Source organism: Brachybacterium sp. YJGR34 (assembly GCF_003347015.1).
Taxonomy (GTDB): Bacteria; Actinomycetota; Actinomycetes; order Actinomycetales; family Dermabacteraceae; genus Brachybacterium.
In genome coordinates, this window is record NZ_PNFB01000008.1 from 55,300 (window position 1) to 77,732 (window position 22,433).

The window sequence follows — 22,433 nt, forward strand, 5'->3', positions numbered from 1 at the left end:
GATGTCCATCGAGATCCGCAACGAGACCACCGCCGTGGTCGACGAGACCGAGTTCGTCGAGCTCGCCCGCTTCGTGCTCGAGGCGATGCACCTGCACCCCGCCACCGAGATGTCGATCCTGTTCGTCGACGAGGACGCGATGGAGAAGCTCCACGTGCAGTGGCTGGACCTGCCCGGCCCCACCGACGTGATGAGCTTCCCGATGGACGAGCTCACGCCCGGCACCCCGGAGGTGCCCGCCCCGGAGGGGCTGCTGGGCGACGTGGTGCTGTGCCCGAGCGTGGCGGCGGCGCAGGCCGCCGAGGCGGGGCACAGCGCCGTGGAGGAGATGCTGCTGCTCACGGTCCACTCGATCCTCCATCTGCTGGGCTACGACCACATGGAGGAGGACGAGCGCAAGGAGATGTTCGACCTCCAGCGCACGCTCCTGCTGACCTTCCTGGCCTCTCGCCCGGCCCGGTGACACCCGCCGCCATGCCCTCCGGCTCCGTCCCGCCCCGCGAGCTCCCGTGCTGAGCACGGTCCTGCTGGTGCTGATCCCGATCGCTCTCGCGGCGGCGGCTCTGTCCGGTGTGCTGAGCGCGGTCGAGACCGCCCTGCTGTCCGTCTCCCGCGGCGCGCTGGAGAAGGCGGCGGGCGGGCGGCCCGCGGCGGTCCGCGACCGCGTCCTGGCCCAGTACGGCGACGGCGCGCGCACTCTGGCCTCCGTCTCCCTCGGGCGGATGCTCGCCGAGGTCGTGATGGTCGCCGCCGTCACCGGCATCGCCCTGCTCGTCTGGGAGCGCTTCGCCCTGCCCGGTCCCCGGTTCCTGCCGCTGCTGGCCGCCGTGCTCCTCGCCGCCGTGATGGTGCTGGTGGTGCTCGCGATCTCCCCGCGCACGATCGGAGGAAGGCGTCCCGAATCCGTGCTGCTGTCCGCTCGGCTCCCGGTGGCCGCCGTTCGCGTGCTGCTGTGGCCCGCCGCGGGCGCGCTCACCCGGCTCGGGGAGTCCCGGGACGCCCGTCCCGGTCATGGCGACGGGCCCGAGGAGCGGGCGGAGAAGGCCCGCCAGAGCGTGGACCGAGCGCTGGAGGACGAGCACGTCCGGGCCGATGAGCGCGACATGATCCAGGGCGTCTTCGACCTGCGCGGCACCATGGTGCGCGAGCTGATGGTCCCCCGCACCGACATGGTGACGATCCCGGCCGCGGCCTCCGCGGAGAAGGCCCTGCGGCTGTTCGTCCGCTCCGGCTTCTCCCGCATCCCCGTCTACGCGGAGAGCATCGACGACCTGTGCGGGATGCTCTACGTCAAGGACGTCCTGCGGGCCATCCACTCGCCCTGGGACCCGCGACCGGGACGTCCGGTGAGGGAGATCATGCGCGCCGCGCGCTTCGCCCCGGAGTTCGTCGCGGCCGACGACGTGCTCCGCCAGATGCAGACCAGCCACGTGCACATCACCGTGCTCGTGGACGAGTACGGGGGCGTGGCCGGGATCGTCACCATCGAGGACATCCTCGAGGAGATCGTCGGGGAGATCGCCGACGAGCACGATCCGGCCGTCCCCGAGATCGAGCAGCTCGACGACGGCCGTTTCCGGGTCCCCGCTCGGGCGGGGCTGTCCGAGGTGGGGGAGCTCTTCGACCTCGAGATCGACGACGACGACATCGACAGCGTGGGCGGGCTGCTGGGCAAGGTGACCGGACGGGTGCCGATCCCCGGCAGCCGCGCCACGGCCTACGGCCTCGACCTCGAGGCGGAGAGGACCGCCGGGCGGCGGCGGAGGCTGTCGACCGTGCTCGTCGGCCGCGCACCGCAGGAGGACGAGCACGCTGGACCACCCACTGACCAGGAGGACGAGAGATGACCGCTGACCAGGATGATCCCCGCACCGAGGAGCGTGAGCACCGCGCGGGCTTCGTGGCCCTCGTGGGACGCCCCAACGTCGGCAAGTCGACGCTGACCAATGCGCTGGTGGGGGAGAAGGTCGCGATCACCTCGACCAAGCCCCAGACCACCCGACGCGCGATCCGCGGCATCGTCACCCGGGAGGACGCCCAGATCATCCTGGTCGACACCCCCGGAGTGCACCGCCCCCGGACCCTCCTCGGGGAGCGGCTCAACGACCTGGTCCGCGAGACCCTCGGCGAGGTCGACGTGGTGGGCTTCTGCCTGCCCGCGGATCAGAAGATCGGGCCGGGCGACCGCTTCATCGCCCAGGACCTCGTCGAGATGCGCACCGGCCGCCGCGGCCCCCGCGTCGTCGCGATCGTCACCAAGATCGATCTGGTGGGCCGCGACGCCCTCGCCGAGCACCTCATGAGCGTGGACCAGATGATGGACTTCGACGAGATCGTCCCGATCTCCGCCGTCGCCGGCGAGCAGATCGACGTGTTGATGGACGTCGTCGCCGCGCAGCTTCCCGCCGGCCCGCAGCTGTACCCGGACGACCAGCTCACCGAGGAGTCCCGCGACGACCGGATCTCCGAGCTGATCCGCGAGGCCGCCCTCGAGGGCGTGCGGGAGGAGCTGCCGCACTCGATCGCGGTGGTGGTCGAGGAGGTCGTGGAGACCGATCCGGACGGCGATCCCTTCGCCGAGGTCGAGCCCGGCGCCGGCCGCCTGGTGGTCCGTGCCACGCTGTTCGTCGAGCGCGACAGCCAGAAGGGCATCATCATCGGTCGTGGAGGCTCCCGGCTGAAGGACGTCGGCTCCCGGGCCCGCGCCGAGATCAACCAGCTGCTGGGCCGCAAGGTCCATCTGGACCTGCGGGTCAAGGTGGCCAAGGACTGGCAGCGCGATCCCAAGCAGCTGGGCCGCCTGGGCTTCTGAGCCGATGAACGACGGCGTGTCCCTCCCGGTGCCCTCCGAGGCACCGGGATCGGCGACGTCGCCGCGAGGCGTTGAGATCGCCGTGCGCATCGTCGGCGCCGTCCTGGCTCTCTGCGCCGGCGCCCCGTGGCTCCTGCTGTGCCTGATGGTGGTGGGCTCCCGGTTCGGCGGAGGGTCCTTCGACCCGCACGGCTACGTGCTGATCCTCGGGACCGTGCTCGCGCTGCCGCTGGGCCTGCTCACGGCGCTCGGCGCCGTCCTGCTCGCGCCGTCCGCCCGACGGGCCCGCACGACGGCCCTCGCGCTCGCGGTCGCGCTCCTGGTGTGGGCGGGGCTGGCGACGCTGCTCGTCACCGCGCCGTGAGCGATCCGGCGCCGGTGTTCGCATGCTGAGCGCGTCCGACCCCTCGCCGGGAGGGTGCTAGCGTGATCTCCATGCGTGGATCGCTGCTCCTGCTTCGTCGCCGCGACGGGTCCTGACACCGCCGGGAACCCGCCGCGGCTGATGTGCGCTCCGGCGACCGGTACCCCCAGCGAGAAGGATCCCCCACCATGATTCACCCCAGCACCACCGCCGTCGCGCCCTTCGCCGCCGAGCTCGACCCCGCGCTCCCCGTCGTCGGCACCACCGGCGCGGCGCCCCAGCAGCCCTCGGGCATGCCCGTGCACAAGTACCTGCCCTTCCATGAGCAGATCGCCGTCGAGCTCCCCGATCGCACCTGGCCCGCCCGGCGCATCACCCGGGCACCGCGCTGGTGCGCGGTGGACCTGCGCGACGGCAACCAGGCGCTGATCGACCCCATGAACTCCGAGCGCAAGCTGCGCATGTTCGAGCTGCTGGTGCAGATGGGCTACAAGGAGATCGAGGTGGGCTTCCCCTCGGCCTCCCGCACGGACTTCGACTTCGTGCGCTCCCTCATCGAGGAGGACCGCATCCCCGAGGACGTGTCGATCCAGGTCCTCACCCAGTCCCGCGAGCACCTCATCGAGCGGACCTATCAGGCGATCGAGGGCGCGAAGCAGGCGGTGGTGCATCTGTACAACTCCACCTCCGTGGTGCAGCGCGACGTCGTCTTCCGCGCCGACCAGGACGCCGTGCTCGACATCGCCGTGCAGGGCGCTCTGCTGTGCAAGAAGTACGAGGAGACGATCCCGGACACCGAGGTCACCTACCAGTACTCGCCCGAGTCCTACACCGGCACCGAGCTCGAGTACGCGCTGCGGGTGTGCAACGCCGTCATCGACGTCATCAAGCCCACGCCCGAGCACAGGATGATCATCAACCTGCCGGCGACGGTGGAGATGGCCACCCCGAACGTCTACGCCGACTCGATCGAGTGGATGCACCGGAACCTGGACCGCCGCGAGTCGCTGGTGCTCTCCCTGCACCCGCACAACGACCGCGGCACGGGCGTCGCCGCCGCGGAGCTCGGCTACCTGGCCGGCGCCGATCGCATCGAGGGGTGTCTGTTCGGCAACGGGGAGCGCACCGGCAACGTGGACCTGGTGACCCTGGGCCTGAACCTGTTCAGCCAGGGCATCGATCCGCAGATCGACTTCTCGGATCTCGGCGAGGTGCGACGCACCGTCGAGCACTGCAACCAGATGCCGGTGCCCGAGCGCAGCCCCTACGGCGGCGACCTCGTGTTCACCGCCTTCTCCGGCTCCCACCAGGACGCCATCAAGAAGGGCCTGGAGCGCATGGAGACCGACGCCGCCGCGTGCGGGGTCGACGTCGACGACCTGGTCTGGCGGGTGCCCTACCTGCCCGTGGACCCCAAGGACCTGGGCCGCTCCTACGAGGCCGTGATCCGCGTGAATTCCCAGTCCGGCAAGGGCGGGATGGCCTACCTGCTGCGCACCGAGCACGGGCTGGACCTGCCCCGCCGTCTCCAGATCGAGTTCTCCGGCATCGTCCAGCAGAAGACGGACGACGGCGGCGGCGAGGTCAGCCCCGAGCAGCTCTGGGAGGACTTCACCGACGAGTACCTCCCCTCGACCGAGGAGGACCGCCGCTGGGGCCGCTTCAGCGTGCGGGACATCCATCAGGAGTCCACCGGGGACGGTGCCGACCGCATCACGGTCACGCTCGTGGTCGACGGCGAGGAGCGCACGGTCACGGGCATCGGCAACGGCCCGCTCGACGGCTTCGTCAAGGGCCTCGCGGAGCGGAAGGTCGACGTGCGGATCCTCGACTACGCCGAGCACGCCCTGACCGAGGGCGACGACTCGCTCGCCGCCTCCTACATCGAATGCGAGATCGGCGAGAGGATCTTCTGGGGGGTGGGCATCGACGGCTCGATCACCCGTGCCTCCCTCGAGGCGATCATCTCGGCCCTGAACCGCGAGGCCCGCTCGCGGATCTGAGGCCCGCCGGGGCCGGCGGAACAGGGGAGCCCCTCCCGCACCGACGCCGCGGCGGCCCGCCGCTACAGTGGCGGGGACTGGCTGCAGCAATGGTTCGGGAGGTCGGCATGCGCCGGAGGACGAGGTCCGCAGCGACGCTTCCGTGGACCTGGGGGAGCGTCGAGGGGGCCGAGGTCCCCGACGGTCTCGTGGACGATGCGCCCCGGCGCCGGGCGGCCCGTTCGGTGGCGAGCGACGCTGATCCCCGGGTGCTGTACCTGTGGCTGTGCCAGCTGCGCCGTGCCCCGTACAGCTACGACTGGATCGACAACGTCGGCCGGCGAAGCCCGCGCCGCGCGGATCCGACGCTGACGGCGCTCGCGGTGGGCCAGCGGTTCATGACCATCTTCTCGCTGGTCGACGTCGTGCCGGATCGCTCGCTGACGCTGACGATGCGGCCGGGAGCGCCCACCTGGATCTTCGGAGCCATCACGGTGCGCTATGCGATCGTCCCGAGGGGCGATGGGGACGCGCTGCTGCGGGGCGACCTGTGGATGCCGGCCGGCGGTGGGCCGGCCGCTCGGCTGCGCCGGTACCTGCTGGCCTGGGGAGATCTGCTCATGATGAGCAAGCAGCTACGGACACTGCGCGCTCTGGCCGAGCGGGACTCCTCCGCCCCGGCGCCGCCCGCCGCCCGGCCGTAGGAGCGGGACGTCGCCGATCGCACTCCGTCACGCTCGCGACTCCTCGCGCGTGGACATGACCTCGGCGAGGATGTCGGAGAGGGTGACCACGCCGAGGAACCGGCCCTCGTCCAGGACGGCGACGAGCTGCTCGCCGGACCGTCGGATGCGCGTCAGCGCATCGTGCAGGGTGGTCCCGGCCGGGAGCGTCAGCGCATCCCGCGCCAGGTCCTCGACCGGGCGCTCGACGGGCTCCAGCAGCGTGTCGCGCACATGCACCACGCCGGGTGCGCGACCGTCCGTCCGCTCGATGAGGACGCGGAGGTGCCCGCTGCGGTGGGCGGCCGCCTGCAGCTCGGCGACGGTGGCCCCGGACGGGACCGAGGTGGGACGGGCGTCGGGGGCGATGAGTCTCTCGAGGGTGCGGTCCTGCAGGCTCAGCACACCGGAGAGCTGCTGGTGGAATCGACCGTCCAGGGTCCCCGTCGAGGTGGAGTGCTCGACGAGCTGGCGGATGGTCTCGGCGTCCTGCCCGCCGACCGCGGCGCGCTCGACAGGGGTGACGCCGCTGGCGGACACGAGCCGATTGGCGATCTGGTTGACGCCCCGGAGCACGGGGCGCAGCAGCCAGATGTAGGCCCGCGTCGGCAGGGCGGTGGCCTTCGCCGACAGCTCCGGGTGGGCGATCGCCCACGACTTGGGCGCCATCTCACCCACCACGAGGTGGAGAAAGGTGACGATCAGCAGCGACATCACGAAGGCCGCGGTGCCGGCGAGGGCTGACGGGATCCCCCAGCCCGTGAGCACCGGTGCCAGCCAGGCGTCGACCGCCGGCTTGGTGACCGCCCCCAGGGCGAAGGTGCAGACGGTGATGCCCAGCTGGGCGCCGGCGAGCATGACGGTGAGCTCGTTGATGCTGCGCAGCGCCGCGCGCGCGGACCTGCTGCTGCCGGCCTCGGCCTCCAGGCGGTGGCTGCGCGCTCCCAGCAGGGAGAACTCGATGATGACGAACAGGGCGCTCAGCGCGATCAGGGCCACCGTGATGACGATGACCACGAGGGGGTCACTCATCGGTCCTCCTTCGCGGGGTGGTCGTCGGTCCCGTCGGCGTGGACGAGGCGCACGAGCAGCTCGCTGGGCACGTGGCGGGTGAGGGCGGTGACGTCGATCTGCAGGCGTCGCGGGATCGCCTCGCCGGCGGCGAGCTCACGGGGGTCGGCGGGCAGATCCACGAGCACGCTCTGCCCGGCCTCGGGGAAGTCGCCGAGCTCGGCGATGACGAGGCCCGAGACGGTCTCGTAGTCCCCCTCGGGGAGGTCGTGGCCGACGGTCCGCTCCAGCTCGTCGACATGGACGTCACCGGCCATCCGCCAGACGTCGTCCTGCTCGGCGACGATCAGTCGCGGGGGTTCCAGGTCGTGCTCGTCGGTGAGCTCGCCGACGAGCTCCTCGGCCAGGTCCTCGCGGGTGATCACCCCGTCGAAGCCGCCGAACTCGTCGAGCACGCAGGCGAGCTGGTGGCGGGAGCTGCTGAGGGTCTCCATGGCGTCGGGCAGCGGCATCAAGGTCGGCAGCAGCAGGGGCTCGCGCATGATCGAGGTGACCGGATCGCCGGTCCGGACGGCGGGGTCCAGCAGATCCGTCAGGTGCACGACGCCGACGGGCTGCTGATCCGGGGAGATCACGGGGTACCGGGTGTGTCCGCTCGCCATCAGCGTGCGCGCCTCCCCGATCGTCGCCGACTCGTCCACCGTGCCTACCTGGGTCCACGGGATCATGGCGTGCTCCACGGTCTCGTGCGGGAAATCGAGGACGCGGTCGATCAGCATCGAGAGATCCTCCGGGAGGTCGCCGCTGTCGCGGGAGTCGGCGACGATGCGATCGAGGTCCTCCGCCGTCGCCGTGCTGTCGACGTCGTGCACCGGCTCGATCCGCAGCAGTCGGAGCAGGCCGTTGGCCGCCGCGTCGAACACGACGATCAGCCAGCCGAAGACCGCCAGGTAGATCAGGGTGGTGCGGGCCAGCGCCTTGGCCATCGGCTCGGGGATCGCGAGGGCGAGGTTCTTGGGGTACAGCTCCCCGACGACCATCTGCACCCCGGTGGCCAGGGCGAGCGCGAGGACCGTGCCGACGGAGATGCTCAGTGCGGCGGGAATGCCCACCCCGCCCAGCAGGGTCCCCAGGGCCTCACCGACGAGGGGCTCGGCCACGTAGCCGACCAGCAGACCCGTGACCGTGATCCCGAGCTGGGCCCCGGAGAGCATGAACGAGGTGCGGCGGGTGACCTTCAGCGCCCGGGCAGCGGCGGCATCTCCCGCGTCCGCCTGCGCGTGCAGGCGCGAGCGGTCCACCGACATGTAGGCGAACTCCTGGGCCACGAAGTACCCGTTGGCCACGATGATCAGGGCGATCAGGACCAGGCCGAGCGCGAGGAGCCCGATCGCGGCGATCATGCCGGGCCCCCGGGCGATGCGGAGGCTCGATCACCGGCGGGCGTCCGCGGAGTCGAGAAGGGGAGGACGGGTGAGGGGCAACTGTCCCCCGGGTCGTCGGACGACCCGGGGTTCTGCAGAGCGCGGCTCATGGGTGTTCTCGGTGGCTCCGTGGCTCGACGGCGGATGTGTCGCGATGAGTATATGGGGGCGGAGGAGTCGCCTCCCAGGCGATCTGCAGATCCCCGCGACGGTCAGCGGCCCGTCCCGGGCGGCTCGTGCTCCTCGGTCCGGAGGTCCTCCTCGGTGAGCACCGGCATCTCCCCGGTGAGGGTCGAGTGGGTGGGCGTGGGCAGATCCCACCCCGGCGTCTCGTCGACGGGCTGCGGCTCCTCCGGCGCCGTGCCCCGGGCCGTGAGGGTGATCCCCACGCTGGCCCCGACCACGAGCACCGCGGCGAGGACTCTCAGGGCGGTGGCCTGCTGCCCGAGGAGCAGCACGCCGGCGAGCAGCGCGATCACCGGCTCCAGGCTGAGCAGGATGCCGAAGACGTGGCGGGGCAGGCGGCGCAGCGCTGCGAGCTCGAGCGTGTATGGCAGCACGGAGGCGAGCAGGGCGGTGCCGACGGCGAGGGCCAGCAGTCGCACGTCCATCAGCCCGGCGAGCGCGCCGGGAGCTCCCAGCGGCAGCACCACCATCGCACCGACCACCATCGCCACCGCCAGGCCGTCCTGACCGGGCACCAGGCGCCCCACCCGGGCGCTGGTGAGCACGTACAGGCCCCAGAAGACGGCGGCGACCAGGGCGAACAGCACGCCGACCAGATCCAGCTCCGCCGCCCCGGTGAGGGACTCGATCCCGAACAGGCCCACGCCGCCGAGCGCCATCGCCACCCACAGCAGGTCCGTGCGCCGCGTGGAGAGCACCGCGGAGACCGTCAGGGGGCCCAGGAACTCGATCGCGACGGCGGTCCCCAGGGGGATCCGGTCGATCGCCGCGTAGAAGGAGCCGTTCATCGCCCCGATCGCGCCGCCGAACAGCAGCACCGCGATCCACTGCTCGCGGGTGAAGCGGTGCAGCCGCGGCCGGACGACGGCCATCAGCACCAGGGCCGAGATGCCCAGACGCAGTGCGGTGGTGCCCCAGGAGCCGAGCGCCGGGAACAGCTGGGTCGCCAGCGCCGCGCCCACCTGGAGCGAGAGGCAGGAGCCGAGGATGAACAGCACCGGGGTCAGGGGGACCCCGGCGGGTCCGCGCCTCGGAGCGAGGGAGGGCGGAGCGGGGGAGGCGGAGGCGGTCACGCCTCCACTGTGCACGGTGAGTACTGCCTGGTCCAGCGAATGTTCTCGACCAGTATCGTGAAGCAGAACTTCACGAACGGAGGAGCCTCCATGCTGAACCTGCACCGCCTCTTCCTGCTGCACGAACTCCACAGGCTGGAGACGATGTCGGCCGTCGCCCGAACCCACTCGCTGTCCCCGTCGGCAGTCTCCCAGCAGCTCTCCCACCTGGAGCGGGAGACCAAGGTCACCCTCTTCGAGCAGTCCGGACGGCGGGTGGCGCTCACCGACGCGGGGGTGCAGCTCGCCCGCCGCGCCGAGGAGATGCTGGGCCTGCTCGAGACCGCGGAGGCGGAGCTCGCCCACGCCCAGGGTGAGGTGGGCGGGGTGCTGCGGGTCGCGTCCTTCCAGACCCCGATGATCGCGCTCGCGCCCGCGACCGTCAGCGTGCTGGCGCAGCGGCACCCGGACCTCCGCCTGGAGATGGCGCAGCAGGAGGTCGAGGACGCCTACGAGGGGCTCCTCGCCCACGCCTTCGACGTCATCCTCGGCGAGGACTACCCGGGCGGCCAGCAGGTGGTGCGCCGCGGCACCGACCGGGAGGGCGTGCTGCAGGATCCGCTGCTGCTGGTGCTCCCGGACCACGGCCCCTGGGCCGGCGCCCGCTCCCTCGCCGAGCTCGCCGACGCCCCCTGGGCGCTGGACCCGGAGCCCACCCGCACCGGGGTCTGGGAGCGCACCTACCTGCGCGCGGCGGGAGTGGAGCCGCACGTGCGCTTCGGCACCCAGGATCCGCTTCTGCAGGTCCACCTGGTCCGCTCCGGGCACGCCGTGGCCGTGGTCCCCGGCATCATCGCCTCGGAGCATCTCGGAGGGACACGGCCGCTGCGCCTGCCGGGGGATCCCCACCGCACGCTGTACACGGCGGCCCGCGCCGGCGCCGCCGGACACCCCGCGCTGCTCGCCTTCCGGGCCGCGCTCCGCGAGGCGGCCGCGGCCCTCACCGATCTCCAGGGTCTGGACACGCTCGGGGGCGGCATCCGGGGACGGGAGCCCTGAGGTATCTTGATCTCAAGATACCTGTGCGAGGCGAGGAGCACCCATGGAGCACACCTGGAGTCCGGAGCAGTACCTGCGATTCGGGGAGGAGAGGGGCCGCCCCTTCGCGGATCTCACCGCCCGGATCCGCGCCGTGGATCCCGCGCACGTGGTGGACCTCGGGGCCGGCCCCGGGACGCTCACCGCCCTGCTCGCCGCGCGCTGGCCGGAGGCGCAGGTGCTGGCCGTCGACTCGAGCCCGGAGATGGTCGCCCGCGCCGGACAGGTCGAGGGCATCACCGCCGTGCGCGGCGACCTGCGCCGGTGGGAGCCGTCCGCGCCCGTGGACGTGCTGGTCACGAACGCGGCCCTGCAGTGGGTGCCCGGACACCTCCAGCTGCTGCCCCGCCTGGTCGCGATGCTCGCCCCCGGCGGCTGGTTCGCGATGCAGGTCCCCGGGAACTTCGACGAGCCCAGCCACGCGATCCGTCGTGAGCTCGCCGCCCGCGCCCCTTACGCGGAGCACCTGCGCGGCGTCGATCATCCCGACGCCCATGACGCCGGCACCTATCTGGGCGCCCTGCAGGACCTGGGGCTCGAGGTCGAGGCATGGGAGACCACCTATCTCCACGTGCTCACGGGACCGGACCCGGTCTTCGCCTGGGTGAGCGGCACCGGGGCGCGGCCCACCCTCCAGGCCCTGCCGGAGACGCTGCGGCCCGGGTTCGAGCGCACCTTCCGCGCGCGCCTGCGCGCCGCCTACCCGGAGACGGAGCACGGTGTCGTGCTGCCGTTCCGGCGGGTCTTCGCCGTCGGCCGGCGCCCGTGCTGAGCGCGCCCGTCGGCAGCGCGCCCTGTGAGCTGCGCCGTCCGCCGGCCCGGCGCCCGCCCCCGGGTCCGCCCCCGCAGTAGTCTCGGAGCACCATGCAGCAGAAGCTCTACCGCGACCATGCGATCGTCCTGCGCACCCACCCCCTGGGCGAGGCCGACCGCATCATCACGCTGCTCACCCGCCGTCACGGCAAGGTGCGCGCCGTCGCCAAGGGCGTGCGTCGCACCGGCAGCCGCTTCGGCGCCCGGCTCGAGCCCTTTACCCTCGTCGATGTGCAGATGCACGCCGGTCGGAGCCTGCACACCGTCACCCAGGTGGTCACCATCGAGGCCTTCGCCGGCGCGATCGTGGCGGACTACTCGCGGTTCGCGGCCGCGAGCGCGATGCTCGAGACCACCGACCGTCTCACCGACGAGGTCGTGGACCCCAGTCAGCGCGGCTTCCTCATGCTGGTGGGTGCGCTGCGCGCGATGGGGGAGGGGCGCATCGCCCCCACCCTGGTCCTGGACTCCTTCCTGCTGCGCACCCTGGCGATCTCCGGCTGGGCGCCCGAGCTGCGGGTCTGCGCCACCTGCGGCGCCGCGGGCCCGCACCACGCCATGGACGTGCGCGCCGGCGGACTGGTGTGCACCCCGTGCCGGCGCCCCGGTGCGACGGCCGTGCGGCAGGCCACGGTCGAGCACCTGATCTTCCTGCTGGCCGGCGACTGGGACAATGTGGTCACCGCCGACGAGACGGTCATGCAGGAGGCCGGTCGTCTCATCGCCGACACCATGACCTGGCATCTGGAGCGCTCGGTGCGCTCGCTGCACTACGTCGAGCGCTGAACGCCGACCATCGATCACCGGCCCTCCGCCCCCGAGGAGAATCCATGCCCACCGAGCCCTTCGAGCACCCCAGCGGCGCGCGCCCGCCGCAGCTGCCCGCCGCCACCGTCCCGGCCCATGTGGCCGTGGTGATGGACGGCAACGGGCGCTGGGCGAACCGGCAGGGGCTGCCGCGCACCGCCGGACACGAGGCCGGGGAGGCGGCGCTGCTCGACGTCGTCGCCGGTGCCCTGCAGATCGGCGTGACGCACCTGTCCGCCTATGCCTTCTCCACCGAGAACTGGAAGCGCTCCCCGGACGAGGTGCGCTTCCTCATGGGCTTCTCCCGCTCCGTGCTGCGCCGCCAGCGCGACACCCTGAACTCCTGGGGTGTGCGCATCCGCTGGATCGGCCGCGAGCAGCGGCTGTGGGGCAGCGTGATCCGGGAGCTGAAGGAGGCCGAGCACCTCACCCGGCACAACACCCGCATGACGCTGTACATGTGCGTGAACTACGGCGGCCGGGCCGAGATCATCGATGCCGTGCGCGAGATCGCCGCGGAGGCCCGCGCGGGACGGATCAGCGGCCGGGGCATCACCGAGAAGAGCTTCGCCCGTCACCTCCAGGACCCCGACATGCCGGAGGTGGATCTGTTCCTGCGCACCAGCGGGGAGCAGCGCACCTCGAACTTCCTGCTGTGGCAGGCCGCCTACGCCGAGCTGGTCTTCGTCGAGGAGCTGTGGCCGGACGTGGATCGGCGCGTGCTGTGGCGGGCGATCGTGGAGTACGCGCGGCGGGACCGGCGCTACGGCGGCGCGATCGATGTCCCGGACCAGGACTCGGAGGGCTGATCAGCTCTCCACGATGCGCGAGGGCTCCGGGGACCCGGAGCGCTCGCCCCGCTCCATCTCCCGGTGGCGGCGACGGCGCCGCAGCAGCAGGAGGATCGCCATCACGGCGAGCACACCGGCCGCCACGGCCGCCCAGGGCGAGACCAGGAACAGCTCGAGCCAGGCCCGCACGGCCAGCAGGCCCACTGTGGCGTAGACGAGTGCCCAGGCCAGGCCGCCGATCGCGAGAGCCGGGAGGTAGCGCCGGGCGGGCATCGCGGTGAGGCCCGCCGCCGCATTGGCCGCGGTCTGGAAGCCGATGGTCAGGAAGCTCAGCGCCACCACGGGCGCTCCCCACCGGTTGATCAGCTCGGTGGCGCGCTGCACGCCCGGGGATTCGAGCATCCTCGCGACCCGTCCGCGATGGACGGCGCGCCGCGCGCCGCGCCCCAGCAGGTAGGTGCCGCCGGCACGGCACCAGATCACGACGTACAGGAACGCCACCGCGGGCAGTAGCGGCAGATCCTGGACCCACTGCATCATCGCGGCCGGGCCTCGTCCTCCGCCGAGCCTCCGGCGTCCCCGGCGTCGCGGGCCGCGGAGTGCTCGGCGCACAGGCCGAACACCTCGAGGGTGTGGTCGAGATCGGTGAAGCCGTGCTCGCCCGCGATCGCCGTCATCGCGCTCTCCAGCTTCGGGGCCAGGAACTCGACCGTGCGTCCGCACTCGCGGCACACCAGGTGATGATGGTGCCCGGTGTCGGCGCACTGGCGGTACAGGGACTCTCCGTCGCCGGCGACCAGGACATCGAGCCGGCCCGCCTGCGAGAGCGACTGCAGGGTGCGGTACACGGTCGCGAGGCCGACGGTCTCGCCGTCGGCCCGCATCTGCTCGTGGATCTGCTGGGCGCTGCGGAAATCGTCCTGCCGCGAGAGCGTCTCGAGGATCGCGGTGCGCTGGCGGGTGTTCCGTTGCATCGGGCCATTGTCCCTCATCGAGGGGAGGCGTGCGCGGTGCGCTCCGTGCTGTCCTCCGTGCGGCCGGCCGGGGCGGAGCGCGAGGACAGCACGGCCTTCACGGCGAGCGCGACGACGTACACCGCGATGGTGGCCAGCACGATCACGCCGCCGGGCGGCAGGTCGACGTAGACCGTGATCAGCAGCCCGCCCAGTGCGCAGAGGACGGCGATCACCATGGCCGTGCGCATGGTGCGCGCGAAGCCCACCACGAGCTGCTGCGCGGCGGCCACCGGCACGATCATGAGGGCGGAGACCATGAGGGCGCCGACGATCCTCATCGAGAGGGTGACGGTCAGCGCGGCCATCACCGCGATGAGCACGTTCACCGTGCGCACTGGCAGCCCGGAGGCACGGGCGAACTCCTCGTCCCCGGTGACGGCGGCGAGCAGGCCGGACAGGCCCAGGCCGATGCCCAGCACCACGAGGGCGAGTACGAGCGCGATGACGAGATCGGGTCGGGTGACGGTGGACAGCGAGCCGAAGAGGTAGCCCATGAGGTTCTGGGAGGTGCCGCCGGCCAGCTGGATGATGACCACGCCGCCGGCGATGCCGCCGTAGAACAGGATCGCGAGCGCCACGTCGCGGCTGGTGTGGCCGATCTCGCGGACGTACTCGATCGCGATCGCCCCGATCAGTGAGGCGGCCAGAGCGCCGGGGATCGCGAGCAGGTCCGCCGGGGTCGCGGAGACCCATGCGCCGACCAGCCAGCCGACGGCGACGCCGGTCAGGGCGACGTGCCCGAGCCCGTCGCCGAGCAGGGCCAGGCGCTTCTGCACCAGATAGGTGCCGACCACGGGGGCGGTCAGCCCGATGAGCACCGCGATGATCAGCGGGTAGCGCAGCAGGTCCGAGGTGAGGATGTCGAGGGGGGAGATCATGCCGGATGGATCTCCTGTCCGAGGCATTCGTGGGGTGGGAGGCTGTCGAGCGGGTGCTCGTGTCCGGGATCCAGCGGCGGCCGGTCGCGCGCCTGGCCGTCGTGGACCACGCTCCCGTGGTCGAGGACCACCGCGCGCGAGATGTCCCGCTCGAGCATGCCGGTCTCGTGCAGCACCACCAGGAGCGTGGTGCCGCGGGCGGAGAGATCGCGGAAGGTGCCGGCCAGAAGCTGCTGAGTGGCCAGATCCACGCCGGAGAAAGGCTCGTCCAGGACCAGGAACTCGGGGTCGCGGACCAGGGCTCGGGCCAGCATCACCCGGCGACGCTGCCCGCCGGACATGCGGGTGATCGGACGCCCGCCCAGGTCGGGCAGGCCCACGGCGTCGAGCGCCCGCTGCACCCGCGGGTCGCGGTGGCGGGGCCACCAGGAGCGGGAGGTGAGGAGCCCGCTGGCGACCGTCTCGCGCGCGGTGGCGGGGATCGAGCCGGCCTCCGGCGAGTCCTGGGGGACGTAGCCGATCCGGTCGTGGGGGCCCGGGCGGTGCACGTCCTGGCCGAAGAGGCGGGCGGTGCCGGACTCGAGAGGCAGCACGCCCACCACGGCGCGCAGCAGCGTGGACTTGCCGGAGCCGTTGGCGCCCAGGAGGGCGACCATCTCCCCGGAGCGGATCTCGAGGTCGACGTCATGGAGGATGCGGGTGCCGGAGCGCTGGACGCATGCCCGCCGGACCTCGACGACGGGCGTCGAGCCGCTCATGACCAGCTCTCCACCAGCTTGCGGGCGTTCTCTCGCATGACCGCAGGATAGTCGGCGTCCTCCGAGAGCTGGGTCTCGAGGTTGTCGAGCTCCTCGCTGCGGATGCCGACGTTCTCCGCGAGGGTCTGGGCGACCTTCGGGGAGGCGGTGGTCTCGAAGAAGATCGTGGTCACGCCCTCCTCGGTGATGACCTTCTCGAGCTCGAGCAGGCGCTGGGGCGAGGGCTCGCTCTCGGGGTCGACGCCCGCGATGCCCACCTGGTGCAGCGTGTAGCGCTCGGCAAGATATGCGTAGGCGGCGTGGCTGGTGATGAAGGTGCGCTCCCCGTCGACCGCACCGAACTCCTCGGCGAGCTCGGCATCGAGGGCCTCGAGGTCGGTGCGCACCTCCGCCGCAGCGGCCGTGAAGGCCTCGGCGCCGTCGGGGTCGATCTCGCCCAGGCGGGCCGCGAGCGCATCGCCGATCTCCGCCATCCGCTGCGGATCGTGCCAGAGGTGCGGATCGTCGCCGCCGTGCGCGTGCTCGTCCTCGCCGCCGCCGTCGGAGGCCTCGTGCTCATGGGAGTGGCCGTCCGCGGAGATCATCGCGACCACCGAGGAGACGTCCAGCACGTTGTCCCCCGGTCCGGAGGCGATCGCGTCGTCCAGCGCGGTCTGGTAGCCGGGGATCTGCAGGACCAGACCCGCCTCCTGCACCGCCATCACCTGCTGGACGGACAGCTCGAGACCGTGGGCGTCGGCCCCGGGGGTGGCGAGGTCGGTGAGGGAGACGCGCTCTCCGCCGATCCGGGTCACCAGGTAGCTCAACGGATAGTTCGAGGTCACCACCTCGATCCCGGCATCGCCTCCGCCGGATCCTTCCTCGCCGCCGCAGGCCGCGAGCAGCGCGGCGCCCGCGCCGAGCCCGGCGAGGGAGAGGAGGGAGCGGCGGCGGAGCGGAGCGAGGTGCGTCATGACAATCATTCTCACCACGGAGCGGAGGGGTGGGCAAGTCGTCGGGGCCCCGGGAGGACCTGCCCGTGCGCACCGTCACAGACCGCCCCCGGGGCGGGCCTCGCCCCGGAGCGCGTCCGTGCGCGCGTGGCTATGCTGGGCGGGTCCCGATCCCCCGTCTCCAGGAGTCCCCCCGTGGCCAAGGCCCCCGCCAGCACGCTGGACAACGTCATCGCCCTCGCCAAGAAGCGCGGCTTCGTGTTCCCGGCCGGCGAGATCTACGGCGGCACGCGCTCCGCGTGGGACTACGGGCCCCTGGGCGTCGAGCTCAAGGAGAACATCAAGAAGCAGTGGTGGCGCACCTTCGTGCAGTCCCGCGGCGACATGGTGGGCCTGGACTCCTCGATCATCCTCCCGAAGGCGGTGTGGGAGGCCTCGGGCCACGTCGCGACCTTCACCGATCCGTTGGTGGAGTGCAAGAGCTGCCACAACCGCTTCCGCGAGGACCACCTCTTCGAGGCCTTCGTGAGCAAGAAGGGCCGCGAGCCCGAGGGCGGCCTGGCCGAGGTGCCCTGCCCCAACTGCGGCACGCGCGGCGAGTTCACCGAGCCCCAGCAGTTCTCCGGCCTGGTCAAGACCTACCTCGGTCCGGTCGAGAGTGCGAAGGGCATGCATTTCCTGCGGCCCGAGACCGCGCAGGGCATCTTCGTGAACTTCCTCAACGTCGTCGGCGCCACCCGGCAGAAGCCCCCCTTCGGCATCGGCCAGGTCGGCAAGGCGTTCCGCAACGAGATCACGCCCGGCAACTTCATCTTCCGCACGCGCGAGTTCGAGCAGATGGAGATCGAGTACTTCACCCCGCCCGCGGAGGCCGAGGAGCACTTCCGCGCCTGGGTGGAGGCCTGCTGGAACTGGTTCATCGACCTGGGCCTGTCCGCGGAGAACCTGCGCCGCTTCGACGTCCCCGAGGACGAGCGGGCCCACTACAGCGCCGGCACCATCGATCTCGAGTATCGCTTCGGCTTCCAGGGCAGCGAGTGGGGCGAGCTGATGGGCATCGCCAACCGCACCGACTTCGACCTCTCCAGCCATACCGACGCCTCGGGCTCGAAGATGCAGTACTACGACCAGGCCGCCGACGAGCGCTACACCCCCTACGTCATCGAGCCCTCCTTCGGCCTGACCCGCTCGATGATGGCGTTCCTGGTGGACGCCTATCACGAGGACGAGGCGCCCAACACCAAGGGCGGCGTCGACAAGCGCACGGTGCTGCGCCTGGACCCGCGCCTGGCCCCGATCAAGGCGGCGGTCCTGCCGCTGTCCAAGAGCGAGGACCTCGTGCCCCGGGCCACGGAGCTCGCGGACCGGCTGCGCCGGCACTGGAACGTCGACATGGACGTCTCCCAGGCCATCGGCCGCCGCTACCGCCGGCAGGACGAGATCGGCACCCCGTTCTGCCTGACCGTGGACTTCGAGACCCTCGAGGACCAGGCCGTCACCATCCGCGAGCGCGACTCCATGGCGCAGGAGCGGGTGGCGCTGGACCAGGTCGAGTCCTATCTCGCGGCGCGACTGATCGGTGCCTGACACCGCCCCGTCCTGTGCCCCGGCGGGCACGGAGCGGTGCTCGGAGACCTCATGACCGGCGCACTCCCCGCGGGGGCCGCCCTCTCGGGCGCCTACTACGAGCAGGTCGTGGCGCCCCTGCTGGGGCGCCGCGCTCCCGGCGTCGAGCACGCCGCGGCGAGGCTCGGCTCCGGCTCCGACGTGCTCGGCTACGACGACGCCCAGTCCCGCGACCACGACTGGGGCCTGCGCCTCACCCTCCTCGTCGAGGACGGCGGCGCCGCGGAGGTCGATCAGCTCCTGGCCGCGGAGCTGCCCGCGCGATGGCGGGATCTGCCCACCCGCTTCGCGACCACCTGGGACCCCGTGGTGCGGCACCGGGTCGAGGTCGCCTCCGCGGCGGACTTCGCCGCCTCCCGGCTGGGCCTGGACGCCTCCGGGGCGCTGGGGCCGACGGGGCGGCTGAGCCTCGAGGACTGGCGCTCGCTCACGGGGCAGGCCCTGCTCGAGGTGACGGCGGGGCCCGTCTTCCACGACGGTCCCGGCGTCCTCACCGCGCTGCGGGAGCGTCTGGCCTGGTACCCCCACGACCTCTGGCTCTACGCGATCGCGGCGGACTGGCACCGCGTGGGCCAGGAGCTGCCGGACGTGGGCCGTGCGGGCCTGCGCGGGGACGAGGACGGCTCCGCGCTGATCGCCGCCCGCCACGTGCGCACCCTGTTCCACCTCGCTCATCTGCTGCACCGGCGCTGGCCGCCGTACGGCAAGTGGCTCGCGCGCTCGGCGGCAGAGCTGCCCGGCGGGGGAGCGGTGCGCGCCGCAGCCCTGGACGTGCTGGGCTCGCGCGACTGGCGGAGGCGGCAGGCCGCCCTGGGCGACCTTGCCGAGCTGCTGGCCACGGTCCAGGGAGAGGCGGGCCTGCCCACCCTCCTGCCGGCCACCGAGGCCTTCTTCGACCGTCCCCACCTGGGCCTGCGCGGGCTGCCCGAGCAGCTCGCCGCGGCGATCGCGGATCCGGCCGTCCGGGACCTCCCTCCCGGCGTCGGCACGGCGGAGCAGATCAGCGACAACGTCACCGTGCTGGTCGACCCGACGGCACGCCGCCGGCTGGTGGGCTGAGACGCTCCGCCGAGGGCTGATCAGCGCAGGACGGAGAACGGCACCCGGCCCAGCGCGAGCGTCCACGCTGGAGCCATGACCACCCACACCACCCCACCGACCGCCGACGGGCTCGGCACCCTCACCGCCACCCGCCTGCTCCACCATCGCGTGCTCCTGCTGGACCGCGAGCTGGACCAGGACAACGGCGCCCAGCTCTCCGCCCAGCTCCTGCTGCTCGCCGCCGAGGATCCCGCCACCGACATCACCCTGCTCATCAACTCCCCGGGCGGTCTGGTCCCGGCCATGCTCGCCATCGGCGACCTCATCGACCTCGTGCCCTGCGACGTGCGCACCGTCGCCCTCGGCATGGCCTACAGCGCGGGCCAGTTCCTGCTCACCCACGGCACCCCGGGCAAGCGCCTGATCCTGCCGCACGGGAGGGTGCTCATGCATCAGGGGTCCGCCGGCTTCGGCGGCAGCGCCGCGGACATCGAGCTGCAGGCCGAGGACCTGCGTCGTGGCCGCGACCTGCTGATCGCCCTGACCGCCGAGCGGACCGGGCAGAGCATCGAGACCATCGCCCGCGATTCCGAGCGGGACCGCGTGTGGGAGGCGCACGGTGCTGTCGAGTACGGCTTCTGCGACGCCGTGGTCGAGTCCCTGGACCAGATCCTCCCCGCGATCCCCACCATGTCCCGGCCGGTGGCGCTCGGGCAGGGAGGTGGACGATGAGCAGCTACCCCGTCCCCAGCGTCCTCGAGCGCACCCGCGGCGGCGCGGAGCGCAGCGCCGATGTCTACTCCCGCCTGCTCAGCGACCGCATCATCTATGTCGGCACGCCGATCGACGACGTTGTGGCGAACACCGTCATCGCCCAGATCCTGCACCTCGAGAACGAGTCGACCGGCGTCCCCCTCCACCTCTACCTCAACTCCTCCGGCGGCGACGCCCAGGCGGTGCTGGCCATCTACGACACCCTGGCCTACGTGCGCTCACCGGTCGCGGTGACCTGCGTGGGGCAGGTGGTCGCGGCGCCCGTGGTGCTGCTGGCCGCGGGCACGCCGGGCCTGCGTTCGGTGCTGCCGCACACCCGGGTGGTGCTCCATCCGCTGCAGGCGCAGGGGCGCGGCGCGATCCCGGACCTGATCCTCGCCACCGAGGAGGTGGAGCGGATCCGTCGCGCCCTCGAGGCGCTCCTGGCCCGGCACAGCGGGCAGTCGCTCGAGCGGGTCCGCCAGGACCTCGAGCGCGAGCAGGTGCTGGACGCCCAGGCGACGATCGACTACGGGCTGGCCGACGAGATCCTGGTCAGGCGGCCCGCAGCAGGGTGACCCCGGCGGTCCCGCCGGCGCCGGACGGCGCCCGCCGTCCGCGGTGCGCTCCGGGACCGGCGGCGCCGTGCAGCTCGAGGACCGCGGGACGGCCGACGACGGCAGGGCGGGCGGAGGCCGCCCGGTCCTCCGCGGCGCCGTCGGCGATCCGCAGCAGGAGGTCGGGCACGCGGAGACCCAGAGCTCCGGCGATCGCGGCCAGCAGCTCGGAGGACGGATCCTTGCGCCCGCGCTCGACGTCGCTGAGGTGCTGCATGCTGATCCCGGCCGCGCCGGCGACCTGGGAGAGCGTGCGGGCCTGGCGTCGGCGCTCGGCGCGCAGCACGGCGCCGAGCAGCTCGCGCAGCAGCGGCTCGAGCTCGGCGGCCTCCCGGTGTCCGTCCATGGGCCGAGACTACGTGCGCCCGATCCCGATCGCGGCGCACTCCGCTGTGAGCGGAAGCCGGGACGCGTCCCGGCGCCGACGCGCCCTCCCCGCACCGTTCCGATGCACATCACCCCGCCGTGCACTCCCGCCTGACGCACCCGGATGGGACAATCACGGACGATGACCACCCTCGACGCCCCGCTCACCGCCGCTCCGCCCCGTCCGGGCGACCGCTCCGCCTCGGCCCCCGGCGGAGCCGCTCGTCGCACCCTCACGATCGGGCCGCACACGATCGACACGCCCGTGGTGCTCGCGCCGATGGCCGGGATCACCAATATGGCCTTCCGCCTGCTGTGCCGGGAGTTCGGCGCCCTCCACAGCGCGGACGACGGCGGCCTGTACGTCTCCGAGATGGTCACCACCCGGGCCCTGGTCGAGGACCACCGGGAGTCCTGGCGCCTGGTGACCATGGGCGAGCGCGAGACGCCGCGCTCCGTGCAGCTGTACGGCGTCGAGCCGGCCACCGTGCGCCGCGCCGTGGAGATGCTGCGCGAGCGCGACCTGGTCGACCACATCGACCTGAACTTCGGCTGCCCGGTCCCCAAGGTGACGCGTCGGGGCGGCGGCGGGGTGCTGCCGTGGAAGAGCGAGCTGTTCACCCGGATCGTGAGCGCGGCGGTCGAGGCCGCCGGCCCCGAGGTGCCGGTCACCGTCAAGACCCGCATCGGGATCGACGAGGACCACGTCACCTATCGCGACGCCGGGCTGATCGCCCAGGAGGTCGGTGCCGCGGCGATCGCCCTGCACGGCAGGACCGTCGTCCAGCACTACTCCGGCACCGCCCGCTGGGACGCGATCACCGATCTCAAGGAGCTCGTCACCGACATCCCCGTGCTCGGCAACGGCGACATCTGGTCCGCCGAGGACGCGCTGGAGATGATGGAGCAGACCGGCTGCGACGGGGTGGTGGTGGGCCGCGGCTGCCAGGGACGGCCCTGGCTGTTCGCCGATCTCGCGGCGGGCTTCGCCGGACGCCCGGACCGCGTCCGGCCCACCCTGGGGGAGGTCGCCGCAATCCTGCGGCGCCATGCCGAGCTGCTGGTGGAGTTCTTCGAGGACGAGGGGCGCGCGCTGCGTGACCTGCGCAAGCACGTCGCCTGGTACTTCAAGGGGTACCCCGTCGGCGGCGAGATGCGCCACCGTCTGGCCACGATGGAGTCGCTCGCCGACCTCGACGCCAAGATCGCCGAGCTGGACCTCGCCAGTCCCTATCCGGGAGCCGCGGTCGAGGGGCCGCGCGGTCGCGCCGGCACCCCGAAGAGGGCCGTGGTCCCCGAGGGCTGGATGACCTCGCGGGAGCTGACCGCGGAGCACGCCGCCCGCCTCCACGAGGCCGAGCTCGACACCTCGGGAGGCTGAGCC

The 22,433-nt window shown here is 72.4% G+C and carries 24 protein-coding genes; 15 read left to right on the forward strand and 9 right to left on the reverse strand.

All coding sequences use genetic code 11. The features are described from left to right. The first annotated feature begins 1 nt into the window (after window position 1). From ybeY to CXH06_RS09200, 6 genes are all read left to right on the forward strand, one after another. Window positions 2-463, forward strand: coding sequence for an rRNA maturation RNase YbeY (gene ybeY / locus CXH06_RS09175; RefSeq protein ID WP_114854881.1), 462 nt, complete (start codon window positions 2-4; stop codon window positions 461-463). A 46-nt stretch (window positions 464-509) separates the two neighbouring features. Beyond that, complete coding sequence (locus tag CXH06_RS09180) at window positions 510-1,847, forward strand: hemolysin family protein (protein WP_114854882.1); 1,338 nt, start codon at window positions 510-512, stop codon at window positions 1,845-1,847. After that, on the forward strand, window positions 1,844-2,812 hold the full coding sequence (gene era, locus CXH06_RS09185; protein ID WP_114854883.1) for a GTPase Era: 969 nt from the start codon (window positions 1,844-1,846) through the stop codon (window positions 2,810-2,812). The genes CXH06_RS09180 and era overlap by 4 nt, the downstream gene beginning before the upstream one ends. Window positions 2,813-2,894: 82 nt before the next feature. Next, window positions 2,895-3,176 carry a hypothetical protein gene (locus CXH06_RS09190; protein WP_157975682.1) on the forward strand — a complete coding sequence of 94 codons (282 nt, stop codon included), beginning with the start codon at window positions 2,895-2,897 and terminating at the stop codon, window positions 3,174-3,176. 293 nt (window positions 3,177-3,469) lie between these two features. Beyond that, window positions 3,470-5,179 (forward strand): 2-isopropylmalate synthase, encoded by a 1,710-nt coding sequence (leuA, locus tag CXH06_RS09195; protein WP_157975687.1) that lies wholly within the window; start codon window positions 3,470-3,472, stop codon window positions 5,177-5,179. A gap of 107 nt (window positions 5,180-5,286) precedes the next feature. After that, window positions 5,287-5,862 carry a hypothetical protein gene (locus CXH06_RS09200; RefSeq protein WP_114854886.1) on the forward strand — a complete coding sequence of 192 codons (576 nt, stop codon included), beginning with the start codon at window positions 5,287-5,289 and terminating at the stop codon, window positions 5,860-5,862. A gap of 27 nt (window positions 5,863-5,889) precedes the next feature. Here the strand turns inward: CXH06_RS09200 and CXH06_RS09205 are convergent, their stop codons facing one another. The 3 genes from CXH06_RS09205 to CXH06_RS09215 form a co-directional block, all read right to left on the reverse strand. After that, complete coding sequence (locus tag CXH06_RS09205; protein WP_114854887.1) at window positions 5,890-6,912, reverse strand: hemolysin family protein; 1,023 nt, start codon at window positions 6,910-6,912, stop codon at window positions 5,890-5,892. Beyond that, window positions 6,909-8,294 (reverse strand): hemolysin family protein, encoded by a 1,386-nt coding sequence (locus tag CXH06_RS09210; RefSeq protein ID WP_114854888.1) that lies wholly within the window; start codon window positions 8,292-8,294, stop codon window positions 6,909-6,911. The genes CXH06_RS09205 and CXH06_RS09210 overlap by 4 nt, the downstream gene beginning before the upstream one ends. A gap of 233 nt (window positions 8,295-8,527) precedes the next feature. Then, a complete protein-coding gene (locus CXH06_RS09215) occupies window positions 8,528-9,574 on the reverse strand; it encodes a DMT family transporter (protein ID WP_114854889.1) in 1,047 nt (348 codons plus the stop codon). Between the two features lie 90 nt (window positions 9,575-9,664). On the opposite strand from CXH06_RS09215, the gene CXH06_RS09220 reads away from it, so the two are divergent. From CXH06_RS09220 to CXH06_RS09235, 4 genes are all read left to right on the forward strand, one after another. Beyond that, window positions 9,665-10,612 (forward strand): LysR family transcriptional regulator, encoded by a 948-nt coding sequence (locus CXH06_RS09220; RefSeq protein WP_114854890.1) that lies wholly within the window; start codon window positions 9,665-9,667, stop codon window positions 10,610-10,612. A gap of 43 nt (window positions 10,613-10,655) precedes the next feature. Further along, entirely contained in the window at window positions 10,656-11,423 is a 768-nt protein-coding gene (locus CXH06_RS09225; RefSeq protein WP_114854891.1) for a methyltransferase domain-containing protein, read from the forward strand. Window positions 11,424-11,515: 92 nt separating this feature from the next. Next, window positions 11,516-12,250: a DNA repair protein RecO gene (gene recO / locus CXH06_RS09230; protein ID WP_114854892.1), complete on the forward strand. Its 735-nt coding sequence runs from the start codon at window positions 11,516-11,518 to the stop codon at window positions 12,248-12,250. 44 nt (window positions 12,251-12,294) lie between these two features. Then, window positions 12,295-13,080, forward strand: a complete 786-nt coding sequence (locus CXH06_RS09235) for an isoprenyl transferase (protein WP_114854893.1) — start codon at window positions 12,295-12,297, stop codon at window positions 13,078-13,080. Here the strand turns inward: CXH06_RS09235 and CXH06_RS09240 are convergent, their stop codons facing one another. The 5 genes from CXH06_RS09240 to CXH06_RS09260 are packed head-to-tail and all read right to left on the reverse strand — an operon-like array spanning window position 13,081 to window position 16,667. After that, window positions 13,081-13,602, reverse strand: a complete 522-nt coding sequence (locus tag CXH06_RS09240; protein ID WP_114854894.1) for a DedA family protein — start codon at window positions 13,600-13,602, stop codon at window positions 13,081-13,083. Further along, the gene (locus CXH06_RS09245) at window positions 13,599-14,036 is read right to left on the reverse strand and encodes a Fur family transcriptional regulator (protein WP_114854895.1); all 438 of its coding nucleotides are present in this window, start codon (window positions 14,034-14,036) and stop codon (window positions 13,599-13,601) included. The genes CXH06_RS09240 and CXH06_RS09245 overlap by 4 nt, the downstream gene beginning before the upstream one ends. 14 nt (window positions 14,037-14,050) lie before the next feature. Next, window positions 14,051-14,956: a metal ABC transporter permease gene (locus tag CXH06_RS09250; RefSeq protein WP_114854896.1), complete on the reverse strand. Its 906-nt coding sequence runs from the start codon at window positions 14,954-14,956 to the stop codon at window positions 14,051-14,053. Further along, the gene (locus tag CXH06_RS09255) at window positions 14,953-15,714 is read right to left on the reverse strand and encodes a metal ABC transporter ATP-binding protein (RefSeq protein ID WP_114854897.1); all 762 of its coding nucleotides are present in this window, start codon (window positions 15,712-15,714) and stop codon (window positions 14,953-14,955) included. The genes CXH06_RS09250 and CXH06_RS09255 overlap by 4 nt, the downstream gene beginning before the upstream one ends. Continuing rightward, complete coding sequence (locus CXH06_RS09260; protein ID WP_157975683.1) at window positions 15,711-16,667, reverse strand: metal ABC transporter substrate-binding protein; 957 nt, start codon at window positions 16,665-16,667, stop codon at window positions 15,711-15,713. Before CXH06_RS09260 ends, CXH06_RS09255 begins: the two co-directional genes overlap by 4 nt. 174 nt (window positions 16,668-16,841) lie before the next feature. Between CXH06_RS09260 and CXH06_RS09265 the strand changes: the two genes are divergently transcribed. From CXH06_RS09265 to CXH06_RS09280, 4 genes are all read left to right on the forward strand, one after another. Further along, a complete protein-coding gene (locus CXH06_RS09265; RefSeq protein WP_114854899.1) occupies window positions 16,842-18,233 on the forward strand; it encodes a glycine--tRNA ligase in 1,392 nt (463 codons plus the stop codon). A gap of 51 nt (window positions 18,234-18,284) precedes the next feature. Continuing rightward, window positions 18,285-19,331 (forward strand): DUF4037 domain-containing protein, encoded by a 1,047-nt coding sequence (locus CXH06_RS09270; RefSeq protein WP_114854956.1) that lies wholly within the window; start codon window positions 18,285-18,287, stop codon window positions 19,329-19,331. 75 nt (window positions 19,332-19,406) lie between these two features. Further along, the gene (locus tag CXH06_RS09275) at window positions 19,407-20,045 is read left to right on the forward strand and encodes a ClpP family protease (RefSeq protein ID WP_114854900.1); all 639 of its coding nucleotides are present in this window, start codon (window positions 19,407-19,409) and stop codon (window positions 20,043-20,045) included. Then, window positions 20,042-20,644 (forward strand): ClpP family protease, encoded by a 603-nt coding sequence (locus tag CXH06_RS09280; RefSeq protein WP_114854901.1) that lies wholly within the window; start codon window positions 20,042-20,044, stop codon window positions 20,642-20,644. Before CXH06_RS09275 ends, CXH06_RS09280 begins: the two co-directional genes overlap by 4 nt. On the opposite strand, the gene CXH06_RS09285 is transcribed toward CXH06_RS09280, so the two are convergent. Continuing rightward, window positions 20,622-21,029, reverse strand: coding sequence for a helix-turn-helix domain-containing protein (locus CXH06_RS09285; protein WP_114854902.1), 408 nt, complete (start codon window positions 21,027-21,029; stop codon window positions 20,622-20,624). The two genes, CXH06_RS09280 and CXH06_RS09285, sit on opposite strands and share 23 nt — an antisense overlap. Before the next feature lie 162 nt (window positions 21,030-21,191). Here CXH06_RS09285 and dusB point away from each other — a divergent pair, with 162 nt between their 5' ends. Continuing rightward, window positions 21,192-22,430: a tRNA dihydrouridine synthase DusB gene (dusB, locus tag CXH06_RS09290; RefSeq protein WP_114854903.1), complete on the forward strand. Its 1,239-nt coding sequence runs from the start codon at window positions 21,192-21,194 to the stop codon at window positions 22,428-22,430. Window positions 22,431-22,433: the final 3 nt, after the last annotated feature.

Excerpts from the sequence above, each read along its gene's own strand:
- ybeY (WP_114854881.1), top strand. The coding sequence starts at position 2 with ATGTCCATCGAGATCCGCAACGAGACCACCGCCGTGGTCGACGAGACC.
- era (WP_114854883.1), top strand. The coding sequence starts at position 1,844 with ATGACCGCTGACCAGGATGATCCCCGCACCGAGGAGCGTGAGCACCGC.
- leuA (WP_157975687.1), top strand. The coding sequence starts at position 3,470 with ATGCCCGTGCACAAGTACCTGCCCTTCCATGAGCAGATCGCCGTCGAG.
- CXH06_RS09200 (WP_114854886.1), top strand. The coding sequence starts at position 5,287 with ATGCGCCGGAGGACGAGGTCCGCAGCGACGCTTCCGTGGACCTGGGGG.
- CXH06_RS09205 (WP_114854887.1), bottom strand. The coding sequence starts at position 6,912 with ATGAGTGACCCCCTCGTGGTCATCGTCATCACGGTGGCCCTGATCGCG.
- CXH06_RS09210 (WP_114854888.1), bottom strand. The coding sequence starts at position 8,294 with ATGATCGCCGCGATCGGGCTCCTCGCGCTCGGCCTGGTCCTGATCGCC.
- CXH06_RS09220 (WP_114854890.1), top strand. The coding sequence starts at position 9,665 with ATGCTGAACCTGCACCGCCTCTTCCTGCTGCACGAACTCCACAGGCTG.
- CXH06_RS09225 (WP_114854891.1), top strand. The coding sequence starts at position 10,656 with ATGGAGCACACCTGGAGTCCGGAGCAGTACCTGCGATTCGGGGAGGAG.
- recO (WP_114854892.1), top strand. The coding sequence starts at position 11,516 with ATGCAGCAGAAGCTCTACCGCGACCATGCGATCGTCCTGCGCACCCAC.
- CXH06_RS09235 (WP_114854893.1), top strand. The coding sequence starts at position 12,295 with ATGCCCACCGAGCCCTTCGAGCACCCCAGCGGCGCGCGCCCGCCGCAG.
- CXH06_RS09240 (WP_114854894.1), bottom strand. The coding sequence starts at position 13,602 with ATGATGCAGTGGGTCCAGGATCTGCCGCTACTGCCCGCGGTGGCGTTC.
- CXH06_RS09245 (WP_114854895.1), bottom strand. The coding sequence starts at position 14,036 with ATGCAACGGAACACCCGCCAGCGCACCGCGATCCTCGAGACGCTCTCG.
- CXH06_RS09250 (WP_114854896.1), bottom strand. The coding sequence starts at position 14,956 with ATGATCTCCCCCCTCGACATCCTCACCTCGGACCTGCTGCGCTACCCG.
- CXH06_RS09255 (WP_114854897.1), bottom strand. The coding sequence starts at position 15,714 with ATGAGCGGCTCGACGCCCGTCGTCGAGGTCCGGCGGGCATGCGTCCAG.
- CXH06_RS09260 (WP_157975683.1), bottom strand. The coding sequence starts at position 16,667 with ATGACGCACCTCGCTCCGCTCCGCCGCCGCTCCCTCCTCTCCCTCGCC.
- CXH06_RS09270 (WP_114854956.1), top strand. The coding sequence starts at position 18,285 with ATGACCGGCGCACTCCCCGCGGGGGCCGCCCTCTCGGGCGCCTACTAC.
- CXH06_RS09275 (WP_114854900.1), top strand. The coding sequence starts at position 19,407 with ATGACCACCCACACCACCCCACCGACCGCCGACGGGCTCGGCACCCTC.
- CXH06_RS09280 (WP_114854901.1), top strand. The coding sequence starts at position 20,042 with ATGAGCAGCTACCCCGTCCCCAGCGTCCTCGAGCGCACCCGCGGCGGC.
- CXH06_RS09285 (WP_114854902.1), bottom strand. The coding sequence starts at position 21,029 with ATGGACGGACACCGGGAGGCCGCCGAGCTCGAGCCGCTGCTGCGCGAG.
- dusB (WP_114854903.1), top strand. The coding sequence starts at position 21,192 with ATGACCACCCTCGACGCCCCGCTCACCGCCGCTCCGCCCCGTCCGGGC.